Origin of the sequence: Curtobacterium sp. MCPF17_051 (genome assembly GCF_003234595.1) — a bacterium.
Taxonomy (GTDB): Bacteria; Actinomycetota; Actinomycetes; order Actinomycetales; family Microbacteriaceae; genus Curtobacterium; species Curtobacterium flaccumfaciens.
In genome coordinates this window covers 71,210-94,583 of the sequence record NZ_QKSE01000004.1, presented here as the reverse complement: position 1 = coordinate 94,583, position 23,374 = coordinate 71,210, and the positions used below count along the sequence as shown (strand labels likewise).

Genomic DNA, 23,374 nt, shown 5'->3' with positions numbered 1-23,374 from the left:
AGTCCCTCGGACTCCTGCACGGGGCGCTTCCTCGTGGCTAGGCCGATGCGCTCAATGCGGTGTTGATGACCTCGGTGGCCTCTTGCGCGGAGCGCTTCGAGGACCCCGTGGCCGGTGCGGCACTCGCCGAGCGGGCCGCCACGGACAACTGCCGGCCGCCCAGGTGCGGCGACAGGTTCATGCAGACGAACGGCCAGGCGCCCTGGTTCTCCGGTTCCTCCTGCGCCCACACGACGTCGGCGTCCGGGTAGCCCGCCAGTACCTCGAGGATGCGGTCGAGGGGGAGTGGGGCGAGCTGCTCGAGGCGGACGAGTGCGACGTCGGTGATGCCGCGCTTGTCGACCTCGGCGCGCAGGTCGTGGTGCACCTTGCCGGAGTGCAGCACGACGCGGCGCACAGCACCCTTGTCGGTGATCCGTGCGTCGTCCAGCACAGGCTCGAAGCTGCCGGTCGTGAAGTCCTCGACCGCGCTCGTCGCCTGGCGGAGCCGGAGCATCGCCTTCGGCGAGAACACGATGAGCGGCTTCTGCGGCCGGGCCCACGCCTGACGGCGGAGCAGGTGGAAGTACGACGCCGGGGTCGACGGGCGCGCGACGATCATGTTGTCCTCGGCGCACAGCTGCAGGTAGCGCTCGATGCGCGCCGACGAGTGGTCTGGCCCCTGGCCCTCGTACCCGTGCGGCAGCAGCAGGACGAGGCCGGAGCGCTGCCCCCACTTCTGCTCGGCGGACGAGATGAACTCGTCGATGACGATCTGGGCGCCGTTCGCGAAGTCGCCGAACTGCGCCTCCCAGAGCACGAGCGACTCGGGGCGCTCCACCGAGTAGCCGTACTCGAACGCCATCGCCGCGTACTCGCTCAGCAGCGAGTCGTACACGTAGAACCGGGCCTGGTCCTCGGTGAGGTTCGACAGCGGCAGCCATTCCTGGCCGTTCACCCGGTCGTGGAACACCGACTGACGTTGGACGAACGTGCCACGTCGGGCGTCCTGTCCGGCGAGGCGGACGGGCTTGCCCTCGACCAGGATCGACCCGATCGCCATGAGCTCGGCCATCGCCCAGTCGATGCCGCCGTTGCGCGTCATCTCGGTGCGCTTGGTCAACAGCTGCTGCAGCTTCGGGTGGATGGAGAACCCGGCGGGCGGGTTGCTGTGCGCGTCGCCGATCGCTCGGACGAGCTCCTCGGACACGGCGGTCTCGTGCACCTCGACCTCGGAGTCGTCGCGCTGCGCGGCCGGGCGTTCGAGCCCCTGCACCGCGCCGTCGTCGTCGACCTCGATGACCGGGATGGTGCCGGTCTGCGCCTCGTGCGTCTCGGCGAAGGCGCGTTCCAGGCGGTCCTGGAAGTCGCGGTGCGCCTCGTCGTACTCCTCTTGCGTGATGTCGCCACGGCCGACGAGGGCCTCGGTGTACAGCGTGCGGACGGAGCGCTTCGCCTCGATGAGGTTGTACATCAGCGGCTGCGTCATCGAGGGGTCGTCGCCCTCGTTGTGCCCACGACGGCGGTAGCAGATCAGGTCGATCACGACGTCGCGGTGGAACTCCTCGCGGTACGCGAAGGCGAGTTCGGCGACCCGGGCGACGGCCTCGGGGTCGTCACCGTTCACGTGGAAGATCGGCGCCTGGATCGTCTTCGCGACGTCGGTGGAGTACACCGAGCTGCGCGCCGACTCGGGCGGGGTGGTGAACCCGACCTGGTTGTTGATGACGAGGTGGACCGTGCCGCCGGTGCGGTAGCCGCGGAGCTGCGACATCTGCAGCGTCTCGACGACCACACCCTGGCCGGCCATCGCCGCGTCGCCGTGCACGAGCACGGGGAGCACACCGAAGCTACCGGGGGCCTCGCGGTCCTGCTTGGCGCGGACGATGCCCTCGAGCACGCCGTCGACGGCTTCGAGGTGCGACGGGTTCGCGGCGATCGTCACCGGGATGCTCGAGCCGTCGGACGTGCGGAACACGCCCTCGGTGCCGACGTGGTACTTCACGTCGCCGGAGCCCTGACCGGACACCGTGCCCGGCAGCGAAGACCCCTCGAACTCACGGAAGATCTGCCCGTAGGTCTTGCCGGCGATGTTCGTCAGCACGTTCAGGCGGCCACGGTGGGCCATGCCGATCGCGACCTCGGCCAGCCCGGCTCCGGCGGCGTGTTGGATCAAGGTGTCGAGGAAGGCGATGGTGGACTCGCCGCCCTCGAGCGAGAAGCGCTTCTGGCCGACGTACTTGGTCTGCAGGAAGGTCTCGAACGCCTCGGCCTCGTTGAGCTTGCCGAGGACGCGGAGCTGTTCTTCCTTCGAGGGCTTCGAGTACGGCACCTCGATGCGCTCCTGCACCCAGCGACGCTGTTCCGGGTCCTGGATGTGCATGTACTCGATGCCGACCGTGCGGCAGTAGGCGTCGCGCAGGATCCCGAGGACGTCGCGCAGCGGTGCCGAGGTGGTGCCGGCGAGCCCGCCGGTGACGAACTCGCGGTCGAGGTCCCAGAAGGTCAGCCCGTGGCTCTCGATCTCGAGGTCCGGGTGCGTGCGCTGGCGGTACTCGAGCGGGTCGATGTCGGCCATCAGGTGCCCACGGACTCGGAAGCTGTTGATGAGCTCCTGCACGCGGGCGGTCTTGTTCACCCGGTGCGCCAGGTCGACGTTGATGTCGTTCGCCCACTGGATCGGCTTGTAGGGGATCCGGAGCGCGGCGAAGATGCCGTCGTAGAAGCCGTGCTCGCCGATCAGGCGCTCGTGCACGTGCTTGAGGTACTCGCCCGAACCGGCGCCCTGGATGACGCGGTGGTCGTAGGTGCTCGTCAGCGTGATGGTCTTGCCGATGCCGAGCTCGACCAGGGTCTTCGACGCCGAGCCCTGGAACTGCGCCGGGTACTCCAGGGCGCCGGCACCGATGATCGAGCCCTGCCCCTTCGTCAGGCGGGGGACCGAGTGCACGGTGCCGATGCCACCCGGGTTGGTGAGCGAGATCGTCGTGCCCTGGAAGTCCGCCGGGGTGAGTTTGTTGTCGCGGGCACGCCTGACGAGGTCTTCGTAGGCGGAGAGGAACTGGCCGAACGTCAGGGTCTCCGCGCGCTTGATGCTCGGCACCAGGAGCGAGCGGGTGCCGTCCTTCTTCGGGACGTCGATCGCGATGCCGAGGTTCACGTGCGCCGGGGCGACGACGAACGGCTTGCCGTCGCGCTCCTCGTAGAAGACGTTCTGGCTCGGGAAGTCCTTGAGCGCCTGCACCATCGCCCACCCGATCAGGTGCGTGAAGGAGATCTTGCCGCCGCGGGCGCGTCGCAGGTGGTTGTTGATGACGATCCGGTTGTCGATCATCAGCTTCGCCGGGATGGTCCGGACGCTGGTCGCGGTCGGGACCGTCAGCGAGGCGTCCATGTTCGACGCCAGCGTCTTCGCCATGCCCCGGAGCGGGGTCGCCACGTCCTCGTGGGTCTCCTCGTGGTCGTCGGCGGCGTCGTTCGCCTCGGCCGGGATCGGCTGCGGTGCCGGCTGGCGCGAGGTGGTCTTCGCCTGGATCGGGCCCGACTTGGCTTCGCCCGGGGTGTCCCCGGTGGCCGGCTGCTGCGTCGAGGACTGCTGCTGGCTCGGTGCCTGCTGCGCAGCCGCTGCCTGCTGTGCGGGGGACCCCGCCGGAGCCGCGGGAGCCGGAGCGTCACCGACCTGCGTGCGGTGGTAGCTCTCGAGGACCGGCCACCAGGACTTGTCGACCGACTCCTTGTCCGCGACGAACTGCTCGTAGAGCTCGTCGACGAGCCACTCGTTCGCCCCGAATTCGCCCGCGGTCTCGTCCGTTCCGGTCAGATGGCTCGACACAGCCGATCGCCCACTCTCCGTCGATAGATGCTCGTGTGTGTCGTGCGGAGCAACCCTGCGCCGCACAGGTGCCAAGCCTAGCCGCTCCGACATGTCCGTTCCGTGTCAGCCGCGACGCGAGTCGGCAGCCCCCGAGCACCCGGTCGGGGCCCTGACGGGAGCCGTACAGTGGAGCGCATGAGGTTCTACGAGACGCGGCCGACGCACGACCTGACCTACTCCGACGTCTTCCTCGTCCCGAGCCGTTCCGGCGTGACGAGCCGCTTCGACGTCGACCTCGCGGCGAACGACGGCAGCGGTGCCACGATCCCGATCGTCAGCGCCAACATGAACTCCGTCACCGGCCCCCGGCTCGCCGCCACCCTGGCCCGCCGCGGTGGTCTGGGCGTGCTGCCGCAGGACATGCACCTGCAGGACCTCGACGCCGCGATCCGCTGGGTGAAGGACCAGCCGGTCGACTTCGACACCGCCTACGACATGGGCGCGCAGACCACCGTCGCCGAGGCCCTCGAGCAGCTCCTGCCGGTGGCCGGCCGTGGTGTGGTCGTCCGCGACGCCGACGGGGAGTACCTCGGCTGCGTGCCCGCGAGCCGCCTCGGCACCGCCGGCCCCGACGCCGTCCTCGGCGACCTGCTGCACGGCGCCTCGACCGCGATCGACGCCGAGGACGCCGGCACGCCCCGCCACGTCTACGACGTGCTCTCGGCCGCCGAGGTCGACTTCGCGCCGGTGGTGCGGCACGGCCGGGTCGTCGGCACCACGAGCCAGACGAGCGCGATCCGCTCCGACATCTACACGCCCGCCGTCGATGGTTCCGGGCGGCTCCGGGTCGCCGCGGCGCTCGGCATCAACGGCGACGTCGCGGCCAAGGCGAAGGCGCTGGCGGCCGCGGGCGTGGACGTCCTGGTCCTCGACACCGCGCACGGCCACCAGGACGGCATGCTCCGCGCACTCCGCACGGTCGCGTCCCTGCAGCTCGGCATCCCGCTCGTCGCCGGCAACGTCGTCACCGCCGACGCCGTCGCGCACCTGGTCGGGGCCGGAGCGGACATCATCAAGGTCGGCGTCGGCCCGGGCGCCATGTGCACCACCCGCATGATGACGGCCGTCGGTCGTCCGCAGTTCTCCGCCGTGCTCGAGACCGCCGCGGCGGCCCGCTCCCTCGGCGCGCACGTCTGGGCGGACGGCGGGGTGCGCTACCCGCGCGACGTCGCCCTCGCGCTGGCAGCAGGGGCGTCCGCCGTCATGATCGGCTCGTGGTTCGCCGGCACGCTCGAGGCCCCCGGCGTCCTGCGTCGTGACGCCGCGGGCAAGGCGTACAAGGAGAGCTGGGGCATGGCCTCGGCCAAGGCCGTGCGTGAGCGGTTCGAGCGGCTCGACCCGTACGAGCGTGCCCGCAAGGCGCTCTTCGCCGAGGGGATCTCGTCGTCGACGATCTACCTGGACCCGGAGCGCCCGAGCGTCGAGGACCTGCTCGACATGATCACCACCGGCGTCCGCAGCTCCGCGACCTACGCGGGTGCGTCGTCCCTCGCCGAGTTCTCCGAGCGTGCGCTGGTCGGCATCCAGTCCGCCGCCGGGTACGAGGAAGGCAAGCCCCTGCCCGTCAGCTGGTAGCGCGGACGGGGCGCGCGTCGCCCTGGTCGCGACCACAGACGGACTGGAGGCGCGGTGCCAGCTGGCCCCGTGCCTCCCGTCCGTCCTGCCGGTGCGTCTACCGGCGTCGGGTCGCGTCCTCGACCTCGCCCACCAGTTCCTCGAGGATGTCCTCGAGGAACAGCACGCCGATCGTGCGGCCGTCCGCGTCGAAGGCGCGGGCCACGTGGCGCCCCGCGGCCCTCATGGTCGCGAGCGCGTCCTCGAGGTCCATCTCGGTGTACAGCGAGATGAGCTGGCGGATGCGCTTCGGCGGCACCGGGTCGTCGAACTCGTCCGGCCGCAGGTCGATGACGTCCTTCACGTGCACGTAACCCGTGGGGGAGCCGTCCTCGCCGACGAGCACGTAGCGGGAGAACCCGCGCTGGGCCACGGCATGCTCGACGTCGGCCGGGGTGGCGTCGTCGGGCAGGGTGACGAGCTCGGCCATCGGCACGGCGACGTCACGGACCTTCTTCTCGGTGAACTCGAACGCCAGGGCGAGCTTGCCGTCGTCGGTCAGCGTGCCCTCGCGGCGGGACTGCTCCACGATGGTCTGCACCTCTTCCACCGTGAACGCGCTCACCGCTTCGTCCTTCGGCTCGACGCGGAACAGCCGCAGCACGGCGTTCGCGACCTCGTTCAGGCCGACGATGACCCAGTGCAGGCCGTGACCGATGTACCAGAGCGTCGGGACCAGCAGCAGCGCGGCGCGGTCCGGCATCGAGAACGAGATGTTCTTCGGCACCATCTCGCCGAACACCACGTGCAGGAACGACACCAGCAGCAGCGTGAACACGAAGGCCACGGTGCCGATCACCTCGGCGCTCCAGCCGGTCAGGTGCAGCGGGACCTCGAGCAGGTGGTGGATCGCCGGCTCGGACACGTTCAGGATGAGCAGCGAGCAGACCGTGATGCCGAGCTGGGTCGTCGCGAGCATGCGGGTGGCGTGCTCCATCGCCCACAGGGTCATCTGCGCGGCCTTCGAGCCCTCTTCGGCGCGTGGCTCGATCTGCGAGCGGCGTGCGGAGATGACCGCGAACTCCGCCGCGACGAAGTACGCGTTGCCCATCAAGAGGACGACGAGCCAGAAGATGCCCCACCAATCGGAGCTCATCGCAGTCCCTCCTTGCAGCCAGAAGATCCCGCTGCGCCCATCACCGAATCGGAGCTCATCGGGTGCTGCCCTTCGTCGTGGTGGTCGGGGTGCTCCCGGTGGACGGGATGATGATCGCGGTCGCCGCCGTGTCGGTCGACGGGCGCGTCGGGGTCCAGCGGATGCGGTCGATCCGACGGCCGTCCAGCCGCTCGACGCGGAACACGCCGCCGTCCAGGGGAACCTCGTCGCCGACGACGGGCAGACGGCCCAGCGTCGACATGACGAACCCGCCGACGGTCTCGTACGGGCCCTCCTCGGGCACCTTCACGCCGGCGCGGTCCTCGAGCTCGTCGGGACGCAGCAGACCGGGGAAGGTCAGCCAGTCGCGGGAGCGGACCACGTCGATGCGGGCGCGGTCGTGCTCGTCGGAGACCTCGCCGACGATCTCCTCGATCAGGTCCTCGAGCGTGACGACCCCGGCGGTGCCGCCGTACTCGTCGACGACGATGACCATCTGGTAGCCGCGACCGCGGACCTCGGCGAGCAGGGTGTCGCCCGGCATGGTCTCCGGCACGCGTTCGGCGTCGGTCATGAGTGCCCCGACCGGGACCTCCGGACGCTTCTCGCGCGGCACGGCGACGGCCTGCTTGACGTGCACGATGCCGACGACGTCGTCCGCGTCCTCCTCGATGACGGGGAAGCGGCTGAAGCCGGTCTTGCGGGCGAGGGCGATGACGTCCTCGGCGGACTCGGACACGCGGATGGTGGAGAGCCTCGGGCGCGGGGTCATCACGTCGCTGGCGCTCAGCTCCGAGAACGAGATGGTGCGCTCGAGGAGCGTCGCGGTGTCCTGTTCGAGCGAGCCCTCGGACGCCGACCGGCGCAGCAGCGAGGTGAGTTCCTCGGCGCTGCGGGCACCGGAGAGTTCCTCCTGCGGCTCGATGCCCAGCGACCGGAGCACGGCGTTCGCGGTGCCGTTCAGCAGCGCGACGGCGGGTTTGAAGACCGTCGTGAAGGCGATCTGCAGCGGGACCACGAGCCTGGCGGTCTGCAGGGGCAGCGCGAGCGCGAAGTTCTTCGGCACGAGCTCGCCGAGGATCATCGACAGCAGGGTCGCGATGACGAGCGCGACGATCGAGCCGACGGTCTCGACGATGCCCTCTGGCAGGTTCATCGCCAGGAACGGTGCCTCGAGCAGCTTCGCGATCGAGGGTTCGAGCAGGTAGCCGGTCAGCAGCGTGGTCAGCGTGATGCCGAGCTGCGCGCTGGACAGGTGCGTCGAGGTGACCTTCAGCGCGCCGATGACCGGTGCGAGGCCGGCTTCACCCCGGTCGCGCCGCGCTTCGACGTCGGCGCGGTCGAGGTTGACCAGTGCGAACTCGGACGCGACGAAGACACCCGTGCCGAGGGTCAGCAGGATGCCGCCGATCAGCATGACGATGTCGATCGGACTCATGATTCACCCCCGTTCGCGCACAGGGATGACGTGCAGCTCACCGAGTGAGCGGCGGATGAGTGAGGCGAAGAACTATTCGGGGGATCGTCCACAGTGCTGCCAATCGTACTGCCTGCGCGGTCGCTGAACCGTGAATCCGTACAGAACCGACCGCGCCTAGGCCGTGATCCGCGCGCGGTGGTACTGCTGCGGCTCGTAGTCCACCGGCACGCGGAGTTCGACGGCGGCACGGAGCGCGAACGACGGGTCGCGGAGCATCTCGCGACCGATCATCACGACGTCGGCGAGGCCGGTCGCGACGATCTGCTCGGCCTGGAACGCCTCGGAGATCATGCCCACGGCGATCGTCGGGATGCCGGCGTCGCGCTTGATCGCCGCCGCGTGCGGCACCTGGTAGCCGGGCCCCACCGGGATCGGGGCGCTCGCGACGTTGCCGCCGGTCGACACGTCGGCCAGGTCGGCACCGTGCTCGGCGGCCCAGCGGGCGACGACGGTGGTCTCGTCGAGGGTGAGTCCGCCCTCGACCCAGTCGGTGGCCGAGAAGCGGACGACGATCGGGAAGCCCTCGCCGACCTCGGCGCGCACGGCGTCGACGACCTCGAGCAGCGCGCGGGCACGGTTCTCGAGCGAGCCGCCGTACTGGTCGGTGCGCTGGTTGCTCAGGGGCGAGAGGAACTGGTGCAGCAGGTACCCGTGCGCGGCGTGGATCTCGACCAGGTCGAACCCGGCCTCCACCGCGCGGCGGGCGGACTGCGCGAAGGCGAGGGCGACGACGCGGATGTCCTCGACCGCGAGCTCGCGCGGCACGTCGTAGCCGTCGAAGGCCACGGCGGACGGTGCGACCGTGGTCCAGCCGCCCTGGTCGGCGGGGACGGTGCCGTGCGTGGTGTCCCAGGGCCGGTAGGTCGACGCCTTGCGGCCCGCGTGTGCGAGCTGGATGCCCGCGGCGGCGCCCTGTTCGTGCAGGAAGTCGACGATCGGCTTGTAGGCGTCACGCTGCTGGTCGTTCCACAGCCCGAGGTCCTGCGGGGTGATCCGTCCCTCCGGCACGACGCCCGTCGCCTCGACCACGACCGCGCCGGCACCGCCCTTGGCGAAGCCGCCCAGGTGCACGAGGTGCCACGGGGTCGGGATGCCGTCCTGCTGGTCCACCGAGTACTGGCACATCGGGGAGACCCAGATGCGGTTGCGGACGGTCAGGTCACGGACGGTGATCGGGTCGAACAGGGCGTGCGTCACGCGGGCTCCTCAGAGGACGGGTGCCGGCGCCTCGGCCAGTCCCTTCAGGAACGACCGCAGCGACGCCGGCGACGTGTAGTGGTGGCCGACCGCCCCGATCGCTTCCGCACCGGTGGCGTTCTCGGCCCTGTTGTCCACGAACACCATCTGACCCGGGTCGATTCCCAAGCGCGCACAGGTGTCGCGGTAGATGGATGCCGCGGGCTTCAGGACGTGCTCCTCGGCGCTCACCACCACGGTCTCGAACAACGAGCCCATCGGGGACCGGCGGTACGGGTCACCGAAGTCGAAGCCCGCGTTCGAGAGCAGGGCCAGACGGGTGCCGGCGTCGTGCAGCTCCTCGACGATCCCGAGGGTCTCCGGCTCGACCTCGAACCACCCGGTGAAGTCGATCGCCCAGAACCGGTGGATCTCGGAGGTGCTCCAGGTCCGTCCGGTCCGTTCCGCGATGGCACGCCAGTACGCCAGGACGGACAGGTCGCCGCGGTCCAGGTCGTGCCGGAGCTCCTGGTACACCGGGAACAGCTCGTCGGCCGGCACCCCGGTGGCGGCCACGAGTGCGTCCCGCGAGGCGTGCGGCGTCCGGCTGATCACCTCGCCGTAGTCGAAGACCACCACGCGACCAGGCAGGAACAGGCTCATGTGCTCCACCGTAACGTGGGGCCGGTGAACGACTTCGTGCCCGTCCGACCGTCCGATGCCGCCGCGTGGGTCACCGCGCCGACGGGGGAGTCCACCAAGTACCGCCGCGGGGTGCTCGGCGTCGCCACCGGCTCCGACCAGTACCCGGGCGCCGCGGTGCTGGGCGTCGACGCCGCCGTGCACACCGGCGTCGGCATGGTCCGGTACGTCGGACCCGCACGCGCCACCGATCACGTGCTCACCCGCCGCCCCGAGGTCGTGTCCGGCATCGGCCGGGTGCAGGCCTGGCTCGTCGGCTCCGGTGTCTCGGCATCGTCGCTCGGAGAGTTGGACGCGACGACGGCGTCGGGCTTCTCGCACGCGTCCGACGACGGCGTACCGGTCGTCGTCGACGCCGGGGCGATCCCGCTCGTCGAGCTCGGGCCACTCGCCGTGCTCACCCCGCACGCCGGTGAGCTCGCTTCGTTCCTGGGAGTCGATCGCGCCGAGATCGAGCAGGACCCGGCCGCCGCAGCGCTCCGTGCGGCCGAGCAGACCGGCAGCGTCGTGCTGCTCAAGGGGGAGCGGACCCACGTGGTCACCCCGGACGGGTCGGTGCGGCTCGTGGCGTCCTCGGCGACGCCGTGGCTCGCGGCGGCCGGTGCCGGGGACGTGCTCGGCGGGCTGCTCGGGGCGCTCGTCGCCGCGCGGCAGGGCTCCGTCGAGGCGGCCGGTTCGTCGCTCGCGCCGTCGGACCTCGCGCACCTGGCCGCGTCGGCCGCGGTGGTGCACGGGCTCGCGGCGCGGCGGGCCTCCGGCGGCGGACCGTTCCCGATGACGACGCTCATCGCCGAGCTGCCGGGGGTCGTGCGGGACCTGGTGGTCGACGGGGACGCGCGCGGCTAGCGGTCGGTGCGCGTGCACCTTCCGACGATCCACGAGGGGATCGACGCGTGTTCTGTCGCCGGATGCGCACGCAATAGGTTCGTGCGCATGTTCCGACAGGACACCACGGGTTCGACAGGTGGAAGGTCGCAACATGCGCACGCATGAGCGAGCGGGTGCGGCCCCAGGACGCAAGCGACCGACGGCCTGGAGGCGCGGTGCCAGCTGGCACCGTGCCTCCAGGCCGTCGGCGGTCACCTCACGGGCGTGACGCGCGTCGCGGACGTCAGCTCGCGGGGGTCGCGTGCACCAGGAACTCGACGGAACCGGCGTCGTCGACCTTGACGAACCCCAGGCTCGGGGCCTGCACGCCGTAGTCCGAGAAGGTGATCGGGACCGAACCGGAGATGTCGACGCCGTCGCCGTTCAGGCCGACCTGCAGCTTCGCGGTGACGTCCTTCGTGACGCCGTGCAGGGTGAGCTTCCCCGGAGCCGTCACGGTCGTCGTGTCGGAGCCGCTCGGGACCGCGTCGGCGATCGGTTCGGTGAGTTCGAAGGTGGCCTCGGGGAACGCCGCCGCGTCCATCGCGGAGTCGCGGAAGTAGGCGTCGCGCTGGTCGGAGTCGGTGGTGATGTCGGCGACCTGCACCGTGATCTTCGCGGCGGTGATGCTCGTGCCGTCGACGGTCGCGGTGCCGGCGACGCTGTCGGTGCGGCCGGTGACGGTGACGTCGGAGCCGTTCAGGACCTCGTGGACGCGGTACCCGGCCTCGGAGTCCCCGCCGACCGTCCACTCGCCGGACAGGTCCGTGTCGTCGAGGGTGGAGGCCTCGCGGGTGGCGGCGACGGACGGTGCGGCCGAGGCCTTCGCGTTCTCGGTGCTCGTGTAGACGTTCGTGAAGACGACCGCGCCAACGACGCCGAGGACGACGACGGCGGCGATGACGGAGATCCAGATGACGGCCTTGCGGCGCTTGCGCGGGGTGTCGGAGGTCACGAAAGGAACGGTGACACGTCATGCTCGGGAGAGCCTGAGATCGTGGCATCGATCGCCCCTGGTCCGGCCGCTACGCTCGTCCGGTGCAGAGGACCTCGACCCGGTGGCTCGAACTCGCCGGCTTCGTCCTGGCGTTCGTCGCCGTGCACGGGTTCCTGTGGTGGCTGACCCTCGTGTCGGCGAACCTGCCGCTCGGTGACGTGACCATCACCTACAGTCGCTGGATCGAGACCGGGCGGACCGCGGACTTCTGGGTCGGCATCGACGGCGCGTGGGTGTACCCGATCCTGGCGATCGTGCCGATGGCGGCTGCGGCGCTCGGGGGAGTCGAGTCCATCGGCACCGGCTGGCTGCTGCTGATGGTCTTGCTCGACGCCGTGGCGTGCGCGTCCCTGTGGCGGTTCCGGGCGCGTGTGGGGTCGTCCGACCGTTTCGGCGTGCACGGCGTGCGGGTCGTCTGGTGGTGGCTGCTGTTCCTGCTCGCGCTCGGGCCGATCGCGCTCGGTCGGATCGACACCGTCGCGACGGTGTTCGCGCTGGTGGGCGTGGCGTTCGTGGCCTCGAGGCCGGCCGTCGCCTCCGCGCTCTTCACCGCCGGCGCGTGGACGAAGGTGTGGCCCGCGGCGCTCGTCGCGGTGCTGCTGCTCCTGCGTCGCGGACACCGCCGCGGTGTGCTCGCCGGAGCCCTGGTGCTGAGCGCCCTGATCGTGCTCGTCGACGTGCTGTGGGGCGGTGCGCCGTACCTGCTGTCCTTCGTCGGTGAGCAGACCGGCCGTGCGCTGCAGATCGAGTCACCGCTCGCGACGCCCTTCATGTGGGCCGCAGCCTTCGGCGTCCCGGGCGCAGCGGTGTTCTACGACCAGGAGATCCTGACGTTCGAGGTGTCCGGTGCCGGCACGTCCGCCGCCGCCGCGGTGTCGACGCCGCTGATGGCCGTCGTCGTGGTGGCCGGGGTCGTGCTCGCGCTCTGGGCCGCACACCGGGGCGCCCGTCGGGCCGAGCTCGCACCGGTCCTCGCGCTCCTGTTCGTCGCGGCGCTCATCGCGACGAACAAGGTGGGGTCGCCGCAGTACATCGGCTGGTTCGCGGTGCCGATCGTGTGGGGACTCGCGGCGAGTACCCCGAGTGCGCGTCGGTTCGTGCCCATCGCGGTGCTCGCGCTGCCGATGGCCCTGCTCACGCAGCTGGTCTACCCGGGCTACTACGACCAGTTGCTCGGCGTGCAGCCGTGGATCCTCGTGGTGCTCACGCTGCGGAACGTACTCGAGGTGGCGCTCCTGGTGTGGAGCGTGGTCGTGCTGGTGCGGATGGGACGGGCTGCGGGGTCCGGACGGGTGTCGGCGCGCTCGTCGCCGTCCGTGCGCGACCAGCCCGAGCCGGGCAGGATGGACGCATGATCGTCGCCTTCTCCGTCGCTCCGTCCGGTGGTCCCGCTGCAACGTCCGACGGGTCCGTGCACGACGCCGTCGCGGCCGCCGTGCGCGTGGTGCGCGAGAGCGGGCTGCCGAACCGCACCTCGTCGATGTTCACCGAGATCGAGGGGGAGTGGGACGAGGTCATGGACGTCGTCAAGCGCGCCACCGAGGCCGTCGGCGAGTACGGCACGCGGGTGTCGCTCGTCCTCAAGGCCGACATCCGCCCCGGGCACACCGGGGAGATCGACGGCAAGCTCGAACGGCTCGAGGCCGCGCTCGGCGAGTAGCGGTCAGCGGCGCCGACGCGGACGCCTACGGCGACGAGGGTCGGTGCCGAAGACCGCGGCGACCGTCAGCAGGACGAGGCCGGCGACCGCGAACACCACGACGACGACGATCCCGACCGGGTCGGTGACGTTCTCGCAGTTCGCAGGCGCGCCGGCGGCGCAGGAGGCCAGGACGGTCGTGACGGTGGGCACGTCGCCATCCTGCGTCCTCGGCGCGGACGACACGCCGGTGCCCTCCCTCGGATGTCGGTGGTCGGGTGTCTCATTGTCTGCATCGAGCCACACCGGGTGGCCTGCGAGACGACGAGGAGCGCGTGATGATGCACGACGGCTGGTGCCCCGACTGCGACCTGCGAACGGTCGTCATCGACACGGATGAACAGGGCGACAACGCCTGGGCGACCTGCGCGGAGTGCGGCACCGGATGGGTCCACCGCGACGAGCTGCCCGAGCCCGCAGTCACCACCGCACGTCCGGCCCACGCGGAGCGTCAGGCGGCCTGACCTGACGCGCTGGCGGGCCGACGGTCGTGCTCGCGGCCGGGGCTTGCCGCTGGGTCTGACCCGAGTCTCGCGCTGACGGGCACTGCACGTGTCGCAGACCGCAAGAACTGTCCGCCTTGCCGAGACTCCCGCCCACTCGCCGACCCGGCGACCCGCCGCCGCCGACCCGCCGCCGCCGCCGACCCGCCGCCGACCCGCTGACCCGCCGCCGCCGATCCGCTGACCCCTCCGGCGTGCGCAGCGCGGCGACCACCGGGCACTGTCCGGCTTCCGTTGGGGCTTTGGAGCGGTCTACACTGCGAAGACCGGGTGATCGACACCGCCCGGCCAGTCCCGTTCGCCGCTGAACCCGGACCGGCACTCCCCGCCGTGACCGCGCTGCCCGAACGGCAGTCCCGCTGTGACGGCCGCCCAGACCCTCCCGTCACGAGAACAGGCCCCATGTCACAGCTCACGCCTGCGCGTCGCACCCTCGCGCTCATCTCGCTCGCCCTCGGCGGCTTCGCCATCGGCTCGACCGAGTTCGTCGCGATGGGACTACTGCCGAACATCGCGCAGGCCCTGCTCCCCGAGCAGTACGGCATCGACCCCGACGCCGGGATCGCCCACGCCGGCTGGCTCGTCAGCGCGTACGCCCTCGGGGTCGTCGTCGGTGCGCCGACCATCGCGGCGATGTCCGCCCGGTTCCCGCGCAAGGGCCTGATCCTCGTGCTGCTCGTCGGGTTCGTCGTCGCGACGATCGCGAGCGCGCTGCTGCCCTCGTTCGGTCTGGTGCTCGTCGCCCGCTTCGTCGCGGGCCTGCCGCACGGCGCCTACTTCGGCATCGCGTCGATCGTCGCCGGCGACATGATGGGCCCGGGCAAGCGCGGCAAGGGCATCGCGATGGTCCTGCTCGGCCTGTCGGTCGCGAACGTCGTCGGGGTCCCGGCGATCACCTGGGTCGGACAGGTGGCCGGGTGGCGGGTAGCCTACGGCGTGGTCGCCGCGCTGTTCGCCCTGACGTTCCTGGCCGTCGCGGCCTTCGTGCCGAAGAGCGCCCGCGACGAGCACGCCACGATCGGTCGTGAGCTCCGGGCGTTCCGTGTGCCGCAGGTGTGGATCGTGATGGGTCTCGGCGCCGTCGGGTTCGGCGGGTTCTTCGCGGTGTACTCGTACATCTCGCCGCTCGTGCAGAACGTCACCGGCATGCCCGAGTCGTTCGTGCCGATCGTGCTCGTCGTCGTGGGCATCGGCATGGTCGTCGGCGGAGTGCTCGGCGGACACCTGGCCGACCACAGCGTGAAGCGCACCATCTACGTCGGCATGTTCGCGCTGATCGGAGCGCTGCTCCTCACCGTCCTCACGGCGCAGTGGCTCTGGGGCATGCTGCTCGGCGCGTTCCTGCTCGGGGCGACCTCGTCCGCGATCCCGCCGGCGGTGCAGTCGCGCCTGATGGACGTCGCGGGGGATGCCCGCACGATCGCGGCGGCGCTGAACCACTCGGCGTTCAACATCGGCAACTCGATCGGTGCGGCCCTGGGCGGTGCCGTCATCGCCGCCGGCTTCGGGTTCCTCGCACCGGGCTGGCTGGGCATCGGCCTGGCGCTGCTCGGTGTGCTGGTGACGATGGTGAGCTACGCCGTCGAGCGGCGGAGCACCCGTCGCGCGTCGCTGCGCTCCTCGTCGCCGTCGACCGGTCCGATCACCGCACCGGTCCCGACGGCCTGACACGCGGGGTGCGCGCGCGCACCGACGGACGGGAGGCCCGTGGCGACGCCGCCACGGGCCTCCCGTCCGTCCGGTGGGTGCGGGAGACCGCCCATGGTGAGCAGAAATGGTCGGTTCCCGTGACGGGACCCGACCATCTGTGCGCACGAAGCGCAGCGTGCACGCGGCGCTACAGGCCCAGGGGGCTGCCGTCCTGCACGATGATGCCGTCGGTGATCGCACGCTTCCGGAGCGCCACCTTCGTGCCCACGTCGAAGCCGGCGACGCGGTACTTCTCGCGGATGCGCTTGAGGTAGCTCTTCGCGGTCTCCTCGGAGATGCCGAGCTGGTAGGCGACGCTCTTGACGGGCTCGCCACCGCCGTACAGGGCCATCACGCGACGCTCCTGGGCGCTGAGCTTCGGGACACCGCCGACGTCACCGCTGTTGATGGCGAGGTCGAGTTCGGCCGAGACGTACTGCTCGCCGCGCTGGGCGGAGCGGATCGCCTCGACGATCATGTCGGCGTCCTCGCTCTTGACGAGGTACCCGAGGGCGCCGGCACCGAGGGCCTCGCGCACGACGTTCGGCTCCGAGTACGTGCTCATCACGACGGTCTTGACGCCCGCGGTCTTGAGCGTCGAGATCTTCAGCGACACCGGGATGGAGTCCTTGAGGTCCAGGTCCAGCAGCACCACGTCGACCGGGAACGCCGGGCTCGTCAGGAGCTCGGGCCAGGTCGTGACGGCGGCCACCAGGGTGATGTCGTCGGCGGCGTTCCGGATCCACTCCGTGAGCGCGCCGAGGAGCATCCTGTGGTCGTCGACCAGTGCGAGTCGGATCGGTTCCTCTGGAGTCGCCATGCTGGCGTCCTTTCTCGGTGCGGTTGCTCGGCCGATCCTAGGAGGATGCGGGCCGGAAGTCGGTGAGGCGTGCGGGTGTCCGGCAGCTACATCGACGGATGTCGGTTCACGACGCAGTGGGCGACGATGTGCAGCGTGCCGTCGCGGACGGTCTCGGTGTACGGGCCGATGCGCTGCAGGGCACTCCAGGCCGTCGGGCCGAGGCTGCGCCGGGGCACCCCGCGGGACTCGATCACGACGGGCACGTCCATCGTGTCGTCGCTGACCGGGTGACCGTCGGAGCCGATCGGGCCGAGGGTGACGGAGACGACGGGCATGCCGGGCTGCGCGGTGCGGCCGTCGCCGACCATCTGCCAGATCGCCTGCAGCAACCCGTCGCGCTGCGTGGGGGAGAGGTGCCCGGCCAGGGCGGTCGGGTCGGCGACGCTCACCGAGCGACCGAGGTGGTCGGACTCGGTGATGGCGTGGTAGAGCCAGGTCTCGCGGCGTCCCTCGATCAGGTGCAGGCGGAGCTCGGTGGCGAGCGACGCGGCGACGGAGCTCGAGGCGTCGGACAACGGCAGGGGGTCGGTGCCGTTCGCGACGGCGTCGAGCAGCTTCTCGGCGGCCAGGTCGAGCCGGGCGAGCTCGTCCGAGGCGAGCATGCCGACGGCGAACTGCGGCGCCTGCACGTTGCTCTGCACGAGCACCCGGTCGAGTTCGCGCTGCACGAGCTGGCGGAACCGCTGCACGACGTACAGCGCGAGCGCCGGCGGCACGACGACGAGTGACAGCAGGGACACGATGCCGGGCATGGTGTCGTGCGTGATCGGCGTCGACGCGACGGCCATCACGATGAACGCGATGCCGAGCACGCCGATGGCGGCGGCGACCTCGCGGGCGGGTCGGAGCGTGGCGATCGGCAGCAGGGCGAAGCCCGCGGCCATCGACGCCGTGGCGGTGTGTGCGATGTCGTGCTCGGGCCAGATGCCGATGAAGTCGAGCGTGACGACGCAGGCCAGCACGACGCAGATCAGCGCGAAGGCCGGACCCGTCAGGCGTTCGCCGTAGGTCAGGACGCTGAGTCCGACCCCGACGGCCGCGACGAGGTAGAGCGCCCAGGCGACGGCGGGCAGCCACGGGTCGGAGTACTCGTTCCAGCGCACCAGGAAGAACGCGATGCCGGCGACGGCCTCGATCGCGGTGAGGACCGCGGCGCCGAGGCCGAGGTACCCCGCACCGAGCGAGGCGCCGGGCTTCGCGGCCTGCCGCAGGGACCGGGCGCCGGTGGACGTCGACGGGAGCCCTCTGGCCTGGCGGCGTTCGCTCGTGCGGTACCGCTCACGCGCCTCGCGGCGGGTGCGGGGTGCGGGCGGAGCCGTCTCACCGGGCAGGCGGCGGCCGATGGTGTCCTCGGGGACCCGGGTCATCGCGGTGCCTCCAGGACGACGGTGGTGCCGGAGCCCGGCGCGGAGAAGAGCTTGGCGTCGCCGCCGACCTCGCGCAGGCGGTTCACGACGCTCTCCTTGAAGCCGAGTCGCTCGGCACTGACGGTGGTGAGGTCGAAGCCGACGCCGGAGTCGGTGACCATCGCACGGACGACCTCGTTGTCGTGGACGATCGTGACGTGGGCCTCGCCGACGCCGGCGTGCCGACGGACGTTCTCGAGGCACTCGCCGAGCGCGAGCAGGAACGCGTCGAGCACGTTCGACGGCAGCAGGACCTGCCCGGTGCCGTGCCAGCTGACCTCGAGCCCCATCCGGCCGAAGCGCTGCTTGACCGACTCGAGGGTCTGCCCGAGCGGTGACTCTTCTTCACGGGTGAGCGAGTAGTCACCGGACTGCGAGGGCTGCGGGGTCGCACCGAGGCGCAGGTGCCGCAGCAGTCGGGCGTCCTCGGCGGCCTGCTCGCGCATCGCCTGCTCGGAGACGCCGACGCCGGAGTGCGCGAGCAGCGTCAGGGTCGCGAGCACGGTGTCGTGCAGCAGGCGGGCACCCTGGCGGCGCTGCGCCTCGGTCTCGCTGGCCTGCCGTTCGGCGCGGTGGGCGGTGCCGATGCTGTAGATGCGGCGGGCGACGCGGGGGATGCTGCGCGAGATCCAGATCGCCACGACGGCCATCAGGATCCACCCGAGCAGTGCGCCGCTGACCGGGGTCGACAGGAGCGAGCCCGATCCCCAGACCATGAGCACCACCACGGCACCGCCGCCGGCGATGGTGATGCCGAGACCGACCGGGTGCCCGCGCTGTGCCATCAGCGGTGCCGAGAGCCCGCCGGCAGCCAGGGGCATGACGGCGCTGGCGACGAGGGGCCGCGCCGAGTCGTCGACGCCGGTGAAGAGCAACACCATCGTGGCGAGCCCGGCGACGACGATGGCGGCGGTCCACCACACTTCACCGCCGCGGCCGAAGCACACGAGCGCGGTGATCATCGCGGCGATGCAGAGGAGTGCGCCGATGAGGGACGCCGTGGGCACGGCGGCCGCGGAGAGGATGCCCACGACGCTGACGAGCGCGCAGACGATGCCCACGACACGGGTCGCCGACCGCAGCAAGCGGTCGCGTTCCTGTGCGATGAAGTCCATCGATGTCCTGGTTGGTGACGATCTGGGTGGTGCGGGAAACCGAGCGTCGGTCAGTGCCGGGCTCCACGCCATCATTCCACGCGCGCCACCCGTTGGGGGGTCTTCGGCGCGCCGCGGTGACGGCAGGCCCCGCTCAGGGCTCGAGCAACCGCCGCAGGTGCGCCCCGACCTGCTCGTGCTCGATGAGGAACCCGTCGTGTCCGAACTCGCTCTCGATCACCGCTGCGGTGTCCCCGTCGAGCGCGTCCGGCACGCCCGCGGCGATCCGGTGCTGGTCCTCGACGGGGAACAGCCGGTCGCTCGAGATCCCCACGACCAGGGTCCGCGCGGTCACCAGCCCGAGGGCGGCCGACACCCCGCCGCGCCCGGCACCGACGTCGTGCGAGTCCATCGCGTACGTCAGCGTGACGTAGCTCGAGGCGTCGAACCGCCGCGTGAACTTGTTGCCGTGGAAGTCGAGGTAGCTCTCCACGGAGAACCGGCCGTCGTCGCCGAGCGGGGAGACGTCGCTCTGCCAGGACCGCGCAAAGCGGCTGTTCAGCTCGTCCGACGCGCGGTACGTCATGAGCGCCATCCGCCGGGCCAGTGACAGTCCCCGGTGCGGTCCCTCGCCGGCCTCGGCCTCGAAGTAGTCGCCGCCGGCGAACGCCGGGTCCATCTGGATCGCCGCCCGCTGCAGCGAGTTCGCCGCGATCTGGTCGGCGGTGGTCTGCGCCGTCGACGCCAGGACAGCCAGACGCTGCACACGCGCGGGGTGCGAGACCGCGAACTCGAGGGCGTGCATGCCGCCCATCGACCCGCCGACGACCGCCGCGAAGGTCTCGATGCCGAGCCGGTCGGCGAGCTGCGCCTGCACCTCGACCTGGTCGCGCACCGTCACGAACGGGAACCGCGAGCCCCACTCAGCGCCCGTCGGCGACACCGACGACGGCCCGGTGGTGCCCTGGCAGCCGCCGAGCATGTTCGGCGCGATCACGAACCACCGGTCGGTGTCGATCGCCCGGCCGGGCCCGACGACGTCACCCCACCAGCCGGCTGTGCGGTGGCCCGGGCCGGGGGCGCCCGCGACGTGCGAGTCACCGGTCAGTGCGTGCAGGACGAGCACCGCGTTGTCGCGGGCGGCGTTGAGCGTGCCCCACGTCTCGTAGGCCACGCGCACGGACGGGAGGCGACCGCCGCGCACCCACTGCTCGCCGAGGGACTCGAAGTGGCGTGCACCCGGGTGGTCACCGGGACGCCAGGCACCGGTCACGGGCGGCTTGCCGAGTGTGCCGAGTTCGGTGCCGGGCACCAGGGTGGACGGGACGGAGTCCTCGGGGGTCGTCTGCCAGTCCATCGTGGGTCCAGTCTGCCGGGAGGCGCGGGTCGCCGCCGCCGTGTTACGTCACGTCCGGCGCGCGGCCGGGCTCCGGGCCGCGCAGGCCGTTGCGTGCGTACGCATGTTCCGACATCGTGCGCGTCGTTCGACTCGTGGATCGTCGCACGATGCGCACGTACCGGATGCGTGTGCAACGAGCGACGTCCCACGCGTCGATCGACACGTGGGACGTCGCAACATGCACCCGCATCGACAGGCGGGCAGGCGGGCAGGCAGACAGGCGGCGCGCAAGCCCTACGCGCGCTGGCTCTCCTGCGCGATCGCCCGGGCCGCGGCGAGCCCGGCCTCGAGGTCGGCCTTCAGGTCGGCGATGTTCTCGATGCCGACCGACAGGCGCACCAGGCCGGGCGTGACCCCGGTGGTGAGCTGCTGCTCGGGAGTGAGCTGCGAGTGCGTGGTCGACGCCGGGTGGATGACGAGCGAGCGGACGTCGCCGATGTTCGCCAGGTGCGAGAACAGCTGCAGGTTGTCGACGAACGCCTTGCCCGCGGTGACCCCGCCCTTGAGCTCGAACGACAGCACGGCGCCGACGCCCTTCGGCGCGTACCGGTTCGCGGCGGCGTACCAGGGCGACGTCGGCAGACCGGCGTAGGCGACCGTGGCGACGTCGGGGTGCTGGTCGAGCCACTCCGCGATCTCCTGCGCGTTGGACACGTGCCGCTCGATGCGGAGCGACAGGGTCTCGATGCCCTGCAGCAGTGCGAACGCCGTGTCCGCCGAGTTCGACGCACCGAGGTCGCGGAGCAGCTGCACCCGGGCCTTCACGATGTAGGCGAGCTCGTTGCCGACCGCCTCGGCGAAGACCGCACCGTGGTACGACGGGTCGGGCGTGTTGAACTCCGGGAACCGGTCGGCGTGCTGCGACCAGGCGAACTTCCCGCCGTCGACGATGATCCCGCCGATGACCGTGCCGTGGCCACCGAGGAACTTCGTGGCCGAGTGCACCACGATGTCGGCGCCGTGCTCGAACGGACGGATCAGGTACGGCGTCGCGATCGTGTTGTCGACGATCAGCGGGACGCCGGACTCGTGGGCGACGTCGCTGACACCCGTGATGTCGAGGACGTTGATCTTCGGGTTGCCGATGGTCTCGGCGAAGAACAGCTTCGTGTTCGGGCGGACCGCGCGGCGCCACTCCTCGAGGTCGTCCTGGTCCTCGACGAACGTCGTCTCGATGCCGAGCTTCGCCAGCGTGTACTTGAACAGGTTGTACGTGCCGCCGTAGATCGACGACGACGACACGATGTGGTCACCCGCCCCCGCGATGTTCAGCACCGCGTAGGTCTCGGCAGCCTGGCCGGACGCGACGAGCAGGGCCCCGGACCCGCCCTCGAGCGCGGCGATCCGCTGCTCGACGACGTCGTTCGTCGGGTTCATGATCCGGGAGTAGATGTTGCCCGGCTTGGCGAGCGCGAACAGGTCGCGCGCTTCGTCCGAGTTCGCGAAGACGTACGAGGTCGTCTTGTAGATCGGCGTCGCTCGGGCGCCCGTGGTCGGGTCCGGCTGTGCGCCGGCGTGGACCTGGGTGGTCTCGAACTGCCACTGCGCGGCGTCGTGCTCGGTCATCTTGGTGCTCCTGTCCGGTGCGGCTGGTCGTCGGGTCGCCTTGCGCTCGGCCCGGAGGCTCGGCGCTGCTGTGCGTCGGGTGTCACGGTACGCAGGTGGCCGGGCCCGCACCACCGCACCCGCCTCGGGACGTAACGCACCCGCCGGGCCCGCCCCGCGCCTCCAGGCCAGGATGGTGCCCGGGGCTGACGGCGGCGACCACGGGGATCGGTCGCGGCCTGCCGCGACGTCGCGCGCTGCCGACTGAGCGCAGCGAAGACGACTGCTTGCGCGGCAATGTCACGCGTCGCGGCGGAACAGCCAGTCGACCTTCGGCTCGAGCAGCCACCGCATCCCGCGCCGCACGAAGGGCTGCGCCAGGAAGAGGCTGACGACGCACGCGATGACGACCATGAGGAGCACGAACGGCCAGGCCGAGTGCTCGCCGGCCAGGACGCCGGACTCCCGGATCGGGTAGAGGACGAACGTGTGGAGCAGGTAGACGTACATCGTCGCGGCGCCGAACTGCGTGATCCAGATGTTCCGACGGGGGATGAGCACCAGGAACGACGCCGTCAGCAGGGTCGCGAGCAGCATCAGGCCGAACCGCACCGCACCCGCCCACCAGGCGTCCTCGCCGAGCCCCGAGTAGGAGTCGTCGTAGAAGAACCAGTGGTGCAGGTCGAACTCCTTGAACTGCGGGATCCAGACCGCGCACGACACCGCCCAGGCGGCGAACACCACGACGGCGGCGATCCGCACCCGGACGACCGTGCGACGGGACGCCTCGTACCAGCGGTCGAAGACGCCCCACTGCTTGACCTGCCACCCGAGCAGGAAGAACGGCAGCAGGCTGATCGCGCGGGACAGCGAGAGCGTCGAGTCGACGTTGTCGAAGTAGCCGACGCCGATGCTGAACACGACCGCCCAGAACAGTGGCCACCGCAGCTGCGCCAGGTACGGCAGGATCAGCTTGAAGATGCCCAGGGCCAGCAGGAACCACAGGGTCCACGTCGGCTTCGTCGGGTTGAAGTCCTTGCCGCCCTCGACGAGGCCCTGCACCACGGTCCAGATCGTCTGCATGATGATGTACGGCACGACGATGTCCGTGATCGTCCGGCGCATCCGCTTCGCGGTCGGGGTGTCCGCCGACGAGAAGTAGCCGCTGATCACGCCGAACGCCGGCATGTGGAACGCGTAGATGAACGTGTAGAGGGCCAGGGCGTGCTCGCTCGCCGGCGTCTGCCGCTGGATCGCGTGCCCGATGACCACGAGCGTGACCGCGACGAACCGCGCGGTGTCCCACATCGGGATCCGGCGCGGGGCTCGACCGGGTTCGAACTGCGTCGCCGGGGCCGAGGGGGCGGGAGGGGCGGCATCCGTCGTCATCGC

The 23,374-nt window shown here is 71.0% G+C and carries 19 protein-coding genes; 6 read left to right on the top strand and 13 right to left on the bottom strand.

Annotated features, from left to right (window positions below):
• Window positions 1-37: 37 nt before the first annotated feature.
• The gene (locus DEJ35_RS04245; RefSeq protein ID WP_181435506.1) at window positions 38-3,811 is read right to left on the bottom strand and encodes a multifunctional oxoglutarate decarboxylase/oxoglutarate dehydrogenase thiamine pyrophosphate-binding subunit/dihydrolipoyllysine-residue succinyltransferase subunit; all 3,774 of its coding nucleotides are present in this window, start codon (window positions 3,809-3,811) and stop codon (window positions 38-40) included.
• A 177-nt stretch (window positions 3,812-3,988) separates the two neighbouring features.
• Between DEJ35_RS04245 and DEJ35_RS04240 the strand changes: the two genes are divergently transcribed.
• Window positions 3,989-5,428 carry a GuaB1 family IMP dehydrogenase-related protein gene (locus DEJ35_RS04240; RefSeq protein ID WP_111192146.1) on the top strand — a complete coding sequence of 480 codons (1,440 nt, stop codon included), beginning with the start codon at window positions 3,989-3,991 and terminating at the stop codon, window positions 5,426-5,428.
• 97 nt (window positions 5,429-5,525) lie between these two features.
• Here the strand turns inward: DEJ35_RS04240 and DEJ35_RS04235 are convergent, their stop codons facing one another.
• The 4 genes from DEJ35_RS04235 to DEJ35_RS04220 form a co-directional block, all read right to left on the bottom strand.
• A complete protein-coding gene (locus tag DEJ35_RS04235; protein ID WP_027465832.1) occupies window positions 5,526-6,563 on the bottom strand; it encodes a hemolysin family protein in 1,038 nt (345 codons plus the stop codon).
• Window positions 6,564-6,618: 55 nt separating this feature from the next.
• Window positions 6,619-8,001: a hemolysin family protein gene (locus DEJ35_RS04230; protein ID WP_110859057.1), complete on the bottom strand. Its 1,383-nt coding sequence runs from the start codon at window positions 7,999-8,001 to the stop codon at window positions 6,619-6,621.
• Between the two features lie 156 nt (window positions 8,002-8,157).
• Window positions 8,158-9,240 carry an NADH:flavin oxidoreductase/NADH oxidase gene (locus DEJ35_RS04225; RefSeq protein ID WP_110859056.1) on the bottom strand — a complete coding sequence of 361 codons (1,083 nt, stop codon included), beginning with the start codon at window positions 9,238-9,240 and terminating at the stop codon, window positions 8,158-8,160.
• Between the two features lie 9 nt (window positions 9,241-9,249).
• Window positions 9,250-9,882: an HAD family phosphatase gene (locus tag DEJ35_RS04220; RefSeq protein WP_111192110.1), complete on the bottom strand. Its 633-nt coding sequence runs from the start codon at window positions 9,880-9,882 to the stop codon at window positions 9,250-9,252.
• Between the two features lie 24 nt (window positions 9,883-9,906).
• Here DEJ35_RS04220 and DEJ35_RS04215 point away from each other — a divergent pair, with 24 nt between their 5' ends.
• Entirely contained in the window at window positions 9,907-10,767 is an 861-nt protein-coding gene (locus tag DEJ35_RS04215) for an ADP/ATP-dependent (S)-NAD(P)H-hydrate dehydratase (protein ID WP_111192109.1), read from the top strand.
• Between the two features lie 265 nt (window positions 10,768-11,032).
• Here the strand turns inward: DEJ35_RS04215 and DEJ35_RS04210 are convergent, their stop codons facing one another.
• Window positions 11,033-11,743 (bottom strand): YceI family protein, encoded by a 711-nt coding sequence (locus tag DEJ35_RS04210; RefSeq protein WP_111123445.1) that lies wholly within the window; start codon window positions 11,741-11,743, stop codon window positions 11,033-11,035.
• Between the two features lie 83 nt (window positions 11,744-11,826).
• On the opposite strand from DEJ35_RS04210, the gene DEJ35_RS04205 reads away from it, so the two are divergent.
• Both DEJ35_RS04205 and DEJ35_RS04200 read left to right on the top strand, forming a co-directional pair.
• A complete protein-coding gene (locus DEJ35_RS04205) occupies window positions 11,827-13,140 on the top strand; it encodes a glycosyltransferase 87 family protein (RefSeq protein WP_111192108.1) in 1,314 nt (437 codons plus the stop codon).
• On the top strand, window positions 13,137-13,445 hold the full coding sequence (locus DEJ35_RS04200) for a thiamine-binding protein (RefSeq protein ID WP_071404568.1): 309 nt from the start codon (window positions 13,137-13,139) through the stop codon (window positions 13,443-13,445). Before DEJ35_RS04205 ends, DEJ35_RS04200 begins: the two co-directional genes overlap by 4 nt.
• Before the next feature lie 3 nt (window positions 13,446-13,448).
• Here DEJ35_RS04200 and DEJ35_RS04195 read toward each other — a convergent pair whose 3' ends face one another.
• Entirely contained in the window at window positions 13,449-13,637 is a 189-nt protein-coding gene (locus DEJ35_RS04195; protein ID WP_111123443.1) for a hypothetical protein, read from the bottom strand.
• 125 nt (window positions 13,638-13,762) lie between these two features.
• Here DEJ35_RS04195 and DEJ35_RS04190 point away from each other — a divergent pair, with 125 nt between their 5' ends.
• Together DEJ35_RS04190 and DEJ35_RS04185 are read left to right on the top strand one after the other, a co-directional pair.
• Window positions 13,763-13,948: a hypothetical protein gene (locus DEJ35_RS04190; RefSeq protein WP_111123442.1), complete on the top strand. Its 186-nt coding sequence runs from the start codon at window positions 13,763-13,765 to the stop codon at window positions 13,946-13,948.
• A gap of 441 nt (window positions 13,949-14,389) precedes the next feature.
• Window positions 14,390-15,655, top strand: a complete 1,266-nt coding sequence (locus tag DEJ35_RS04185; protein WP_110859049.1) for an MFS transporter — start codon at window positions 14,390-14,392, stop codon at window positions 15,653-15,655.
• Window positions 15,656-15,824: 169 nt separating this feature from the next.
• Here the strand turns inward: DEJ35_RS04185 and DEJ35_RS04180 are convergent, their stop codons facing one another.
• The 6 genes from DEJ35_RS04180 to DEJ35_RS04155 all read right to left on the bottom strand — a co-directional run bounded on the left by DEJ35_RS04180 (window position 15,825) and on the right by DEJ35_RS04155 (window position 23,371).
• Complete coding sequence (locus DEJ35_RS04180; RefSeq protein WP_017888182.1) at window positions 15,825-16,496, bottom strand: response regulator transcription factor; 672 nt, start codon at window positions 16,494-16,496, stop codon at window positions 15,825-15,827.
• A gap of 86 nt (window positions 16,497-16,582) precedes the next feature.
• On the bottom strand, window positions 16,583-17,905 hold the full coding sequence (locus DEJ35_RS04175; RefSeq protein WP_110859048.1) for a hypothetical protein: 1,323 nt from the start codon (window positions 17,903-17,905) through the stop codon (window positions 16,583-16,585).
• A complete protein-coding gene (locus DEJ35_RS04170; RefSeq protein ID WP_110859047.1) occupies window positions 17,902-19,059 on the bottom strand; it encodes a sensor histidine kinase in 1,158 nt (385 codons plus the stop codon). Before DEJ35_RS04170 ends, DEJ35_RS04175 begins: the two co-directional genes overlap by 4 nt.
• 133 nt (window positions 19,060-19,192) lie before the next feature.
• On the bottom strand, window positions 19,193-20,395 hold the full coding sequence (locus tag DEJ35_RS04165) for a homoserine O-acetyltransferase (protein ID WP_110859046.1): 1,203 nt from the start codon (window positions 20,393-20,395) through the stop codon (window positions 19,193-19,195).
• Between the two features lie 276 nt (window positions 20,396-20,671).
• The gene (locus tag DEJ35_RS04160; RefSeq protein WP_071404574.1) at window positions 20,672-22,003 is read right to left on the bottom strand and encodes a bifunctional o-acetylhomoserine/o-acetylserine sulfhydrylase; all 1,332 of its coding nucleotides are present in this window, start codon (window positions 22,001-22,003) and stop codon (window positions 20,672-20,674) included.
• 279 nt (window positions 22,004-22,282) lie between these two features.
• Window positions 22,283-23,371 carry an acyltransferase family protein gene (locus DEJ35_RS04155; RefSeq protein WP_111192107.1) on the bottom strand — a complete coding sequence of 363 codons (1,089 nt, stop codon included), beginning with the start codon at window positions 23,369-23,371 and terminating at the stop codon, window positions 22,283-22,285.
• Window positions 23,372-23,374 lie beyond the last annotated feature (3 nt).

Bases quoted from the DNA above. Each gene is read 5' to 3' on its own strand.
- DEJ35_RS04240 (WP_111192146.1), top strand. From the start codon at position 3,989: ATGAGGTTCTACGAGACGCGGCCGACGCACGACCTGACCTACTCCGAC.
- DEJ35_RS04235 (WP_027465832.1), bottom strand. From the start codon at position 6,563: ATGAGCTCCGATTGGTGGGGCATCTTCTGGCTCGTCGTCCTCTTGATG.
- DEJ35_RS04230 (WP_110859057.1), bottom strand. From the start codon at position 8,001: ATGAGTCCGATCGACATCGTCATGCTGATCGGCGGCATCCTGCTGACC.
- DEJ35_RS04220 (WP_111192110.1), bottom strand. From the start codon at position 9,882: ATGAGCCTGTTCCTGCCTGGTCGCGTGGTGGTCTTCGACTACGGCGAG.
- DEJ35_RS04200 (WP_071404568.1), top strand. From the start codon at position 13,137: ATGATCGTCGCCTTCTCCGTCGCTCCGTCCGGTGGTCCCGCTGCAACG.
- DEJ35_RS04190 (WP_111123442.1), top strand. From the start codon at position 13,763: ATGATGCACGACGGCTGGTGCCCCGACTGCGACCTGCGAACGGTCGTC.
- DEJ35_RS04185 (WP_110859049.1), top strand. From the start codon at position 14,390: ATGTCACAGCTCACGCCTGCGCGTCGCACCCTCGCGCTCATCTCGCTC.
- DEJ35_RS04180 (WP_017888182.1), bottom strand. From the start codon at position 16,496: ATGGCGACTCCAGAGGAACCGATCCGACTCGCACTGGTCGACGACCAC.
- DEJ35_RS04175 (WP_110859048.1), bottom strand. From the start codon at position 17,905: ATGACCCGGGTCCCCGAGGACACCATCGGCCGCCGCCTGCCCGGTGAG.
- DEJ35_RS04170 (WP_110859047.1), bottom strand. From the start codon at position 19,059: ATGGACTTCATCGCACAGGAACGCGACCGCTTGCTGCGGTCGGCGACC.
- DEJ35_RS04165 (WP_110859046.1), bottom strand. From the start codon at position 20,395: ATGGACTGGCAGACGACCCCCGAGGACTCCGTCCCGTCCACCCTGGTG.
- DEJ35_RS04160 (WP_071404574.1), bottom strand. From the start codon at position 22,003: ATGACCGAGCACGACGCCGCGCAGTGGCAGTTCGAGACCACCCAGGTC.
- DEJ35_RS04155 (WP_111192107.1), bottom strand. From the start codon at position 23,371: ATGACGACGGATGCCGCCCCTCCCGCCCCCTCGGCCCCGGCGACGCAG.